This window comes from Tannerella sp., from assembly GCF_030528505.1.
Classification (GTDB): domain Bacteria; phylum Bacteroidota; class Bacteroidia; order Bacteroidales; family Tannerellaceae; genus Tannerella.
The window spans coordinates 1-11,746 of sequence record NZ_JAUMYS010000086.1 but is presented as its reverse complement, the minus strand read 5'-3'; the positions used below and the strand labels follow the sequence as shown (position 1 = coordinate 11,746).

Genomic DNA, 11,746 nt, shown 5'->3' with positions numbered 1-11,746 from the left:
TCCTTCATCTTAAGGAAGCATTCCTTCATCTTAAGGAAGGCTCCTTTAAGTAAAAATAACGATCGCTGTGCGATGAAACCGAAGAACAAGCCTCCGCGTAACGCAAAAACGCCTCTATCAACGATGGATAAAAAGAAATAGAACGTCCTTTTTTTGCCCGACAGCCCTAAAAAAATAACCGACCCATATCGGACGACTTCACGGCATATCCCTATTATTAGGGAGAAACCACCTAAAAATACCGACAAATCGGGATTGCCCTCTTTGACAAACGCCTCTACTTTTGCAGTCATAAAAAATTAATTAAAAACATTAAGTATTTAGATTATGAAAAAGAGAAGTGTAATGATGATGGCGCTTGTTGCGCTCGGTTTAGCATTCGTCGGATGTGACAAGAAAGACGATGTCAAGAAAGAAACGGTCAAAAAAGCCCTAACCATCGATGCCACTAAATATGATATGTGGACCTATATTAATTTAGAGACAGGCCAGACGGAAATCCACCGCGACTTTAGCGAATGGAACTATTACAAAGTAGAAGGAACGGGAAAAGACAGAAAACGGATTAAATATAAAACAACACCTGCACAAGGTTCGGAAGCCGATATCAAGATTAAATGGCATATCGCTATTCATCGCTATGATATTAAAACAAACAACGGTGAAGCGGTTGCTACTGCAGAAAAAAACATTAGCAATGTAAAAACACTTCCTGCCACAGGATATGAAGCAGATAAAATTATTGAAAACAAAATAATTACCGACCCCTCCGAAATGACTTCTTATAAGGTAGGATATGCTTCCAAATCAAACTTAAATAAAGTACTTGAGGGTTGGCTGATTAAGACCCCTACAGGCACAATGCCTCCCTATAGTTATAAATTATCGGAATTGGTATATGTGGTAAAATTCAAGGATGGAAGCCATGCGAAATTGAAATTTACAGACCATCTCAGCGCTGTAGGAGAAACGGGGCACGTAACCTTCCAATACGAATTTCAACCGAAATAACTTTCCGCAAAAAAGATGAAGTCGTTTTTCGGGAAAATATTGTTTCTGCTTTTTCTGACGGTGCCTTCGGGCACCGTTTTTGCAGTAGACGAAGGATTTGAACCGGCCCGATATACGGTAAAGGGCACGGTAGTAGATGAAAACGGCGAACCGCTGCCCGGAGCGTCCGTGTGGGTCGTAGGGGCTACGATCGGTGCCGGCACGAATGCGAACGGAGAGTTCGCCATCCGTTTGAATGAAGGACGCGAATATACGCTTCGCGTATCGTTTACCGGCTATGTGCCCGAAGAAATAAAAGTGAATGTTCCCATGAAGGGAGAGGCGATACAGATCGCCTTGCGTCCGGCCCAAAATGAACTGAACGAAGTCGTCGTTACCGGTGCACGCATTGCGAGGCCACTCAAAGAAGTGCCCATATTGACTCGCGTCATCTCGCAGAAAGATATTCAAGCACTTAACCCGATGAGTATCGAGACGCTCCTGCAATACGAATTGCCCGGATTACAGATCACCTACAACAGCATGAGCCGGATGCCGCAAATCAAGTATCAAGGCGTAGACGGCGAGTATATGCTGTTCCTGATCGATGGCGAGCGGATCAGCGGCGAAGGAGCCGACCACAACGTCGATTTCACCCGCTTCAATGTCGACGAGATCGAACGGATCGAGTTTATTCGCGGATCGCAGTCGACCGTTTACGGTTCGAATGCATTGGGTGGCGTGATCAATATCATTACCAAGAAAGCCAATCGTCCGTTTACAGGAAACATTCATGCCCGTTATGCGGGGACGAACGGACAGAAATATACTGTTTCGGCCGGAACGAAGAAAGACCGCTTTTCTTCACTTACCAGCGTAACGTATCGTACCCGAGACACATATACGATCGGGGATGAAAAAGGAAAAACAATCACCCGGGTACTGCCTGACGGAACCGTCTCCGATACGATTTCAAGAACATATTCAACGACCGTCTACGGATACAAAGTGTGGGACGCTTCGCAGAAATTCGGCTATGCTTTTACCGACAAGCTCAGTGTGGATTTACGCGGATCATTCTATCATAACGCTCGTGACATTCGAGAGGGCGGAAAATATCAGGACTTTTTTATCGATTACGCGCTGAATGGAAAAATGAACTACCTGTTCAAAGAAGACCGTCGATTGATTGTATCGTATAACTACGACAATTATAAAAAAGACAAAGACTTTTTTCAAGCAAAATTCAGGCGGACAGATTACCGCAACCGGACACAAATGCTGCGTGCAGACTATTCGGGCACGTATGGCGATCATACGGTCAGTATCGGAACCGAAGGTTTTTTTGAATATCTGAAGCATTACATGCTGAAAGACAGTGCTCATGTCAGCAACGAGAACTACTCCCTTTACATGCAGGAAGACTGGAAACCGCTTCGTTCGCTCAACGTAATCGTGGGATTACGTGCCGACTATCATCGCAAATATCACTGGCACGTAACGCCGAAGGTCTCGGCCATGTATCGTCCGGCCGAAACGGTTACGCTCCGTACCGGCTATTCACAAGGCTTCCGTTCGCCGTCGCTGAAAGAATTGTATCAGGAGTATGATATGGGCGGGTTGGGTATTCTGATGCTTTACGGTAATCCGGACCTGAAGCCTGAAACGAGTCATCAATTCTCGCTCTCGGCCGAGTACACCAAAGGACGATTCAATGCTTCCGTATCGGCTTCGCACAATCTGTTTCATAACAAAATTTCATACGCCCGACTGGATAAAAAGTCGAGAGATATGCGCTACATGAATGTAGACAGCGCGAAAACGACAAGTATCGAGGCCATTGTGCAGATGCGACTGGATTTTGGATTGGTCTTGACCGGATCGTATGCTTTTGTAGACGACTATGAGAAAGTGAACGGACGAAACACCTCGTCTGTCCGGCCGCACAGCGTGACGTTCAATGCCGTCTACTCGCGCAAATTCGGCAAGATCGGCGCCAATCTGGCGCTGAACGGACAATGGGCTTCACGGCTGGATACTTACTGGTATTCTCCGGACGGTTCGCTCGAATCGGTCACCTACGACGCACGCACCTTGTGCAGCCTGAATGCGGGTGTAACGATGCCAAAAGGAATATCGGTCAACATAGGCGTCGATAACCTGTTGAATTATAAAGATAAGGCGGCAGACAGTTCGCTACAATTGCCGCAGAAGGGTATCAGCCTGATTGGTACGGTAAATATCAACCTCGCCGATATGTTCGGATTGTAAGCCTCTCCTTATTTATAGGGATATGATATGTTAAAACAGCCAACAATAGGGATTGCCGATTTTTCGCTCTCTGCCGAATTTTGCAGTGTCAAATTTAAACTACAAAACAAATGATGAGAAAAACAATTACTTTTTTATTCTTGTTACTATGCTCCGTTAGCATATACGCAACAGACATAGAATCGGCAGACAGAGATTATACCATCAAGGGAATCGTAAGAAATCAGCAAAACGAACCGATACCGTATGCTACGGTGATGGTCATGGGAACGAATATCGGCATGGCTGCCAATGTGAATGGTGAGTTCCGTATAAAACTCAACCAGGGAACGTACAAGCTCCGTATATCCTGTACAGGTTATGAACCTCGTACGGTAGAGGTGGATGCGGTGAAACAGCCCGAACTTGATATCGTGCTCGATGAAGCCAGAAACAATCTTACGGAAGTCGTCATTACCGGCACACGCACCGAGAAGATGTTAAAAGACGAGCCTGTGGTGACACGTGTCATCACGGCCGAAGACATCAAGAAAATCGATCCTCAGGATTTTAAAAGCTTGCTCGAATACGAAGTGCCGGGATTGCATTTCAACGGAGCGGCACACGGCTCGGGACTCCCCTCCATCTCTTTTCAGGGTATGGACTCCCGCTATCTGCTTTTCCTGATCGACGGTGAAAGAATTGCCGGCGAAGGAGCCTCCGATAATGTGGACTTCACGCGGCTAAATGTAGATAACATCGAACGGATCGAGATTGTAAAAAGCGCGATGTCGACGCTTTACGGATCGAATGCGTTAGGAGGAGTGATTAACATTATCACTAAAAAGGCTAACCGTCCGTTCGTCGGAACAGTTTCGACGCGTCTGACGAGCCGCAGAGACCAGAAATATACCGTATCGTTAGGTACGCGACAGGAGAAATTTTCGTCACTGACGACCGCGTCGTTCAGTCGTCGAGACCCTTTCACATTCGAAGAGCGAAAGCCAACAAAACGATTGTATGAACTTCCCGACGGACGGGACTCAATAGGGATAAGCCCCAAATTAAGCAAGTATAATATGCGCGGATATGAAACTTTTTCCATCGCGCAAAAAATAGGATATGACTTTACCGATAAACTGAGCGCCGAGCTGAACAGCAGTTTTTATCAGAACAAGTTGTTGTATGTAAACGAAGGAAAAATAAGCGAACGCTTCCGTGACTTTACATTCGGCGGGAAAATGAACTATATCTTTAATGAAAACAGTCGACTGGATTTATCCTATCATTATGACAATTACTTTAAAGACGATATAGACTCGGCCGATCATCGTAAAACAAAAATCAGATACCGGGATATTCTTAACAATGTACGACTGAATTACAGCTTGTTGCTCGCGGATCGACATTCGCTGACCGTCGGCGGTGAAGTAAACGCCGAAAAACTCAGAACGTACTGGTTTAAGGACACAACGGCCAACAGCATGACAAATTATGTGTTGTATGTACAGGACGACTACCGGATTACCGACCGCCTGACCCTCGTCGGAGGGATTCGAATGGATTATCATTCGCTTTACAAAGTACATGTAAACCCTAAATTATCTGCCATGTATAAAATCGGCAATGTAACGTTGCGCGGAGGATATGCTGCCGGATTTCGCTCACCTTCATTGAAAGAATTGTATGGAGAATTTAATCATGGCGGGATGTTTAAAATTTACGGCAGCACCGACCTGAAACCCGAGACAAGTCACCACGGGACTCTGTCGGGAGAATGGACGGCCGGTATCTTCAACATCTCCGTTACCGGATACTATAACTGGTTCAACAATAGAATTGCGCTGACAACACGCATTTCCGAAGATAAAAAGAAAAGATTTCCCGACTATATTTATATCAATGCCGATTCGGCCAAGACGTATGGGGCTGACGTGAACATGCAGGTACGCCTTCCGTTTAACCTCACATTGAAAGGAACGTATTCGTATGTGTATGACGATACGAAAATCAAAGGCCGAAGAAGTTCCTATGTACGTCCGCATACGGCGGTTATCCAAGCCGAATACAGCCGAAAAATCGGAAAATGCCGAACGACTTTAGGTTTGAACGGCCGATGGATGAGCGGGGTAGATTATTGGGGTATATCGTCTGTCTCCAAAAAAAGAGTCTTAACCAAGGTGGAATTAAAGGACTATATGATTTGGAGGCTGAACGCTTCGTGCAGATTCCCGAAAGGGATTACGTTGAATATCGGCGTAGATAATCTCTTTAACACGAAAGACGACAACTTTTCGAGCGATCGTTACGCGATATTCTCGCGTGGCACGGAGTTTGTCGCCAACCTCTCGGTCAATATAGCCGAACTGATCGGAAAATAATGATAAGCAGAAACAATATTAAACATGAAACGTAAAATTTATTTATGGGGAGGAGTCGTCGCTGTCATCTTGGCAGCGGCGTTCTTTGTATATTCCAAGTGGATATCTCCCACGAGAGTGGCTTTTGTCAATTATCAGATCATCACCCTGGGTGAGATTCACAAAGCGAATGACAATTCGTTTATCAAGATCGCGACCGTCGATACCGAAGAGCTCGACAAGCTCAAAGGCTACGACATGGTCTTTATCAATGGGATGGGATTGCGTATCACCGAAGAGCAGCGGGCGCAGATACAGAAAGCGGCAGACGCTGGTCTGGCCGTTCTGACGACGGCAGCGACCAACCCCGCCAACAAGATCATTTCGCTCGACTCACTTCAGGCCGATACCCTGAAGCACTACCTGAGCAACGGCGGACGACGCAACTATCGGAGCGTGCTGAACTACGTGCGTAAATACGTCGACAAGAAAAAGGTGTCGGTCAACGAACCGGAGGCCGTCGTAGAGCGCGCCAATGACATGCTCTACCATGCCGTTCCGGGCAAACCGGACGAGGAAGAACTCGGCTTCAACTCGATTGCCGAGTATCACGCGTTCCTGCAAAAGCACGGATTGCTGAAAGAAGGAGCGCCGCGCATCATCGTCACCGGCCCGATGGGACAGCCGACCGACTTGATCCGGCGGCTCGAAGAAACGGGCAACGTCGTCTATCCCGTACGCAACATGAAGAACCTTGTCAGCAACCATCACATCGACACGGTACAACCTTCGGCCGTCATCAATATGGCGCACGGACGTATGGGCGACTACATCGTCGACTATCTGACCCGGCAGAACATTCCCCTATTCGCTCCGCTCAATGCCAACCGGCTTGTAGAGAAATGGGAGGACGACAAGATGGGTATGAACGGCGGTTTCCTTTCGCAGAGCATCGTCACCCCTGAAATCGACGGAGCAGTCCGTCCGTTTGTCGTTTTCGGGCATTACAAGGACGAGGAAGGGATGCATCATGCCTTCGCCATCCCCGAACGGCTCGAAACGTTCGTAGAAACGGTCAACAATTACCTCAGCCTGCAACGCAAGCCGAACAGCGAAAAGCGCGTGGTGATCGTCTATTACAAGGGCCCGGGACAAAGCGCCATGTCGGCCGGCGGCATGGAAGTAGCGCCTTCGCTCTATAACCTGCTGGTACGCATGAAACGCGAAGACTACAAAGTCGAAGGGCTCCCCGCCTCATCGAAGGAGTTGGAACGCATGATACAGGCTCACGGAGCCGTGTTCGGCGCATACGCCGAGGGAGCGCTCGACGAGTTTATGAAAAACGGTCGGCCGGAGCTGATCACGAAAGAAGATTACGAAAGCTGGGTGAAGAAAGTAATCCGCCCCGATAAATACGCGGAGGTCGTGGCTGCTTTCGGCGAATTCCCCGGCTCGTATATGGCGACCGAAGACGGACGTCTGGGCGTAGCGCGCCTGCAATTAGGCAATGTGGTGTTGATGCCGCAAACAGCTCCCGGTCGCGGCGACGATAACTTCAAGGTCGTGCACGGAACGGATGCCGCCCCACCCCACACCTACATCGCCTCGTATCTCTGGATGCAATTCGGGTTCAAGGCCGACGCGCTGGTTCATTTCGGAACACACGGCAGTCTGGAGTTTACGCCGAGAAAGCAGGTGGCATTAAGCAGCAACGACTGGCCTGACCGGCTCGTAGGCGCCGTGCCGCACTTCTACATCTACAGCATCGGCAACGTGGGAGAAGGCATGATTGCCAAGCGTCGTTCGTATGCCGGACTGCAGTCGTACCTCACGCCTCCGTTTATGGAAAGCAGCGTGCGAGGCATCTACCGCGAACTGATGGAGCGCATTAAGATTTACAACAATACCGTCGGCGCCTGCTCGTGTGGCGGAGAGCATGACCATGAACATGCGAAAAAAGACACTCGCAACGAGGCCGATCTGCGCCGTGCGTCGCTGGCCGTGAAAGCGGCGACGGTAAAGCTCGGCATTCACCGCGAACTCGGTCTGGACAGCGTCATGACCGTTCCCTATTCGGAAGACGACATTCTCCGCATCGAGAATTTCGCCGAAGAGCTGGCCATGGAGAAAATAACCGGGCAACTCTACACCATGGGCGTACCGTACGAAGACATCCGCATCACCAGCAGTGTCTATGCGATGGCTACCGACCCGATCGCGTACAGCCTGCTGGCGCTCGACAAACTGCGCGGACGCGCCGATGAGAAGACCTTGAAGCATCGCGCGCTGTTCACGCAGCAATACATGAATCCGGCACGTGAGCTGGTAACACGTTTGTTGGCTAACCCTGCGTTGGCATCGGACGAACTGATCTGCCGTACCGCAGGCATCACTCCCGACGAATTGGCCAAAGCGCGCGAAGTAGAAGAGTCGCGGAAGGTGCCCGGAGGCATGATGGAGATGATGATGAGCATGAGGCGTGAGGCGCCGGCCGAAGCCAAAGTACATGCCGACGCGTCGGAAGCAAAAGGAAAGTCCCAAGCAGCCAAAGGAGGCCATGGCCAGATGTCCGAAGGCATGAAAGAAATGGCCAAGGCACATGGTGAGATGCCGCAAGCGATGAAGGAGAAGATGGCAGCCAAAGGAAAAGACAGCGCATCGGCCCATGGAAAAGGCATGCCTGCCGGCATGGGCGGCATGATGAGCGGAGGCATGCCCAAGAAAAAAGAATACACGAAAGAGGAAATCCATTTCGCACTGGCTGTGATGGAGGTAGAGCGTACCATTCGCAATGTGGGACATTACAGAAAGGCGCTTCAGGAAAGCCCCGAGAAAGAGCTGTATTCGATGATTAACGCGATGAACGGCGGATATACGCGTCCGTCGCCGGGAGGAGACCCGATTGTCAATCCGAATACGCTGCCTACCGGACGCAACCTTTACGGCATCAACGCCGAAGCCACGCCAAGCGAATCCGCGTGGGAGAAAGGCATACAGATGGCGAACAACACGATCGAGCTGTACAAGCGCCGTCATAACGACAGCATCCCCCGCAAGGTGAGCTACACGCTGTGGAGCGGTGAGTTTATCGAGACGGAAGGAGCGACGATTGCGCAGGTATTGTATATGTTGGGCGTAGAACCGTTGCGCGACGCTTTCGGACGGGTGACGGACTTGAGGCTCATCCCGTCCGAAGAGCTGGGACGTCCGCGTATCGATGTCGTGGTGCAGACGAGCGGTCAGCTGAGAGACCTCGCCGCATCGCGTCTGTTCCTGATCAACCGTGCTGTCGAAATGGCTGCCGCGGCCAAGGACGAACCTTTCGAGAATCAGGTGGCTGCCGGCGTAGTAGAGGCCGAGCGTACGCTGATCGAGAAAGGGCTCACGCCGAAAGACGCCCGTGAGATTTCGACCTTCCGCGTCTTCGGAGGGATGAACGGCGGCTACGGCACCGGCATTCAGGGCATGGTGATGAGCGGAGACCGTTGGGAGAGCGAAAAGGAAATCGCCGACACGTACCTGAACAATATGGGCGCTTATTACGGCAGCGAGAAGAACTGGGAAGCGTTCCGTCAATTCGCCTTCGAGGCTGCGCTGACCCGTACCGACGCCGTTATCCAGCCACGCCAAAGCAACACGTGGGGCGCCTTGAGCCTCGACCATGTGTACGAATTCATGGGCGGACTGAATCTGGCCGTGCGCAACGTCACCGGAAAAGATCCGGACGCTTACCTGAGCGACTATCGCAACCGGAACAACTTCCGCATGCAGGAGGTGAAGGAAGCCATCGGCGTAGAGAGCCGGACGACGATCTTCAACCCCGCCTACATCAAAGAAAAGATGAAAGGCGAAGCCGGCGGGGCGGGCACGTTCGCCGAGATTGTACAGAACACCTACGGATGGAACGTGATGAAACCGGCAGCCATCGACAAGGAGATGTGGGACGAGATATATAATGTATACGTCAAGGATAAGTTCGAACTGGGCGTGCAGGAATATTTCGAACAGCATAACCCGGCGGCGCTCGAAGAGATCACGGCCGTGATGATGGAGACCATCCGCAAGGGCATGTGGCCCGCTACGGAGCAACAGATCGCCGACATTGCCAAGCTGCATACCGAGCTGGTGAACAAATACAAACCGTCGTGCTCCGGCTTTGTCTGCGACAATGCCAAGCTGCGGCAGTTCATCGCCTCAAAGACCGATGCGCAGGCGGCCGCGCAGTACACCGAAAACATCAATCAGATACGTGAGGCGACCGCTTCGGGCGACCGGAAGAGCATGGTGATGAAGAAGGAAGACGTTTCGGCCGACGCGCAGTCAAAGACGAACGTGCTGAACAATACCATCGTCGCCTGCGTCGTCGCGCTGGCCGTCATCGTGCTGATCTGGCTCGTACGTTATCGCCGTAAAAAGATGCGGGAATAAATGGAAACAGTCGTAGTCGTACTGATGATACTCGTTTGCTTCAACTTCATGTTGAAGCAAACGTATCGTAAATGGTGGTCTGTGGCGGTGATTGCCGTTGTCTGCGCCCTGTTCGTCGGGCTGATATGGCCTTACGCCATCGAGCAGTCGAAGACACAGATTGCCGACTGGCTGTCCAGCCCCGCGCTGATGCTCGACACCTCCGTCGTGCTGAGCATCGAGGTCGTCATCCAGATGGCTTTCTGCATGCTGGCCGCCCATGTGATGACCACCGGACGCATACGCAAACGCACCTTGTGGAGCTACAAAGTGTTGCGCTGGTTCCCGGGACTGCTCATTTTCCCGGTGCTCTTCAGCGGACTCGTCGCGCTGATCTTTTCATTCCCCGGCGTATCGTTCCCGCTCATCGCGTGGAGCATGGCCGCGGGAGTGTTGATCCTCATCCCCGCAGGCTCCTTCGTGTTGAGACGCCTCTTACCCGAAAAAGAGCTGCGACTCGAACTCCTCTTTCTGGCCAACGCCCTGATCGCGGTGCTGGGCGTCATCACCACCGTCAACGGTCGCACGGCCGTGACGGGAAATACCGCAATCGACTGGGGCGCGCTGGCTGCATTGACAGCGCTGATTCTCGTCGGACTCATCGCAGGCTTTTTCACAGCCCGCATCAAACTGTATTATAAACTACGTAAAAACAAAGAAATATGACTTATATCTCCGATATTTTATACTGGATATCTACTGGGCTGCTTGTGCCCGTGATCGTGTTGTTGATCCTTCTCTTCATCCGTGCCCTGCTGCTCATCGGCGGCTTTTTCGGGCAATACCTTGCCATCCGTAAGAACGAAGCGACCATCCGTCCCGAACTGGAAACATTGAGCAGCGACCGGCTCGACGATTTCGCCGAGCGCCTGCCCAAAAGCAACGCCTCGCTCGTGAACGTCTACATGCGCCGGCTGCTGGCCGTTAAGGACAGTCCCGCGCACGTGCAGCGCCTGCTGGCCGATTTCGAAATCGCGGCCGACAAAGACCTGACCGTCTCCAAGACCTTGGCCAAGTTGGGACCGATGCTCGGACTCATGGGCACCCTCATCCCCATGGGACCCGCCCTCGTGGGACTCTCCACGGGCGACATCGCTTCCATGGCCTACAACATGCAGGTAGCCTTCGCCACCACCGTAGTCGGACTCTTTTCCAGCGCCGTCGGGTTCATCACCCAGCAGGTGAAACAGCGCTGGTATCTGCAGGACATGACGAATCTCGAATTCATTGCCGGGCTCATCAACGAAAAACGCAACAAGTCATGAAACGGAATCTGCTCAGGAAAGAAGACGATAACGACCCGATGAGCGTCGTCGGCAACCTCTTCGACGTCGCGATGGTCTTTGCCGTAGCGCTGATGGTCGCCCTCGTGGCGCGGTTCAACATGACCGAGATGTTTTCGAAAGAAGACTTCACGATGGTCAAGAACCCCGGCACGGAGAAGATGGAGATCATCACCAAGAAAGGCGAGAAGATCGAGAAATATACGCCTTCGGAAGATAACCCGTCCGACAAAAGCTCGCGAGGCAAACGCGTCGGCACCGCCTACCAGCTCGAAAACGGCGAAATCATCTACGTCCCCGAATAGCGGGGTAAATTAATTGTCAATGGTTAATTGTTATGCCCTGCGGGCGTTTAGTTGTTTAGTTGTTTAGTTGTCAGGCAGCGGTCAGCGGTCA

At 51.1% G+C, this 11,746-nt stretch carries 8 protein-coding genes; 7 read left to right on the top strand and 1 reads right to left on the bottom strand.

Annotated features, from left to right (window positions below; genetic code table 11):
- On the bottom strand, nucleotides 1-293 hold a 293-nt coding region (locus Q4A89_RS10945), incomplete at its 3' end, for a hypothetical protein (RefSeq protein WP_303185509.1).
- A 34-nt stretch (nucleotides 294-327) separates the two neighbouring features.
- Between Q4A89_RS10945 and Q4A89_RS10940 the strand changes: the two genes are divergently transcribed.
- From Q4A89_RS10940 to Q4A89_RS10910, 7 genes are all read left to right on the top strand, one after another.
- Nucleotides 328-1,011: an HmuY family protein gene (locus Q4A89_RS10940; RefSeq protein ID WP_303185508.1), complete on the top strand. Its 684-nt coding sequence runs from the start codon at nucleotides 328-330 to the stop codon at nucleotides 1,009-1,011.
- Between the two features lie 15 nt (nucleotides 1,012-1,026).
- Entirely contained in the window at nucleotides 1,027-3,261 is a 2,235-nt protein-coding gene (locus Q4A89_RS10935) for a TonB-dependent receptor (RefSeq protein ID WP_303185507.1), read from the top strand.
- A gap of 110 nt (nucleotides 3,262-3,371) precedes the next feature.
- Nucleotides 3,372-5,621 (top strand): TonB-dependent receptor, encoded by a 2,250-nt coding sequence (locus Q4A89_RS10930; RefSeq protein ID WP_303185505.1) that lies wholly within the window; start codon nucleotides 3,372-3,374, stop codon nucleotides 5,619-5,621.
- A gap of 24 nt (nucleotides 5,622-5,645) precedes the next feature.
- Nucleotides 5,646-10,028, top strand: coding sequence for a cobaltochelatase subunit CobN (locus Q4A89_RS10925; RefSeq protein WP_303185504.1), 4,383 nt, complete (start codon nucleotides 5,646-5,648; stop codon nucleotides 10,026-10,028).
- A complete protein-coding gene (locus Q4A89_RS10920; RefSeq protein ID WP_303185503.1) occupies nucleotides 10,029-10,733 on the top strand; it encodes a hypothetical protein in 705 nt (234 codons plus the stop codon). It abuts the gene before it with no gap.
- Nucleotides 10,730-11,332 carry a MotA/TolQ/ExbB proton channel family protein gene (locus Q4A89_RS10915; RefSeq protein WP_303185502.1) on the top strand — a complete coding sequence of 201 codons (603 nt, stop codon included), beginning with the start codon at nucleotides 10,730-10,732 and terminating at the stop codon, nucleotides 11,330-11,332. The genes Q4A89_RS10920 and Q4A89_RS10915 overlap by 4 nt, the downstream gene beginning before the upstream one ends.
- A complete protein-coding gene (locus Q4A89_RS10910; RefSeq protein WP_303185501.1) occupies nucleotides 11,329-11,655 on the top strand; it encodes a DUF2149 domain-containing protein in 327 nt (108 codons plus the stop codon). Before Q4A89_RS10915 ends, Q4A89_RS10910 begins: the two co-directional genes overlap by 4 nt.
- Nucleotides 11,656-11,746: the final 91 nt, after the last annotated feature.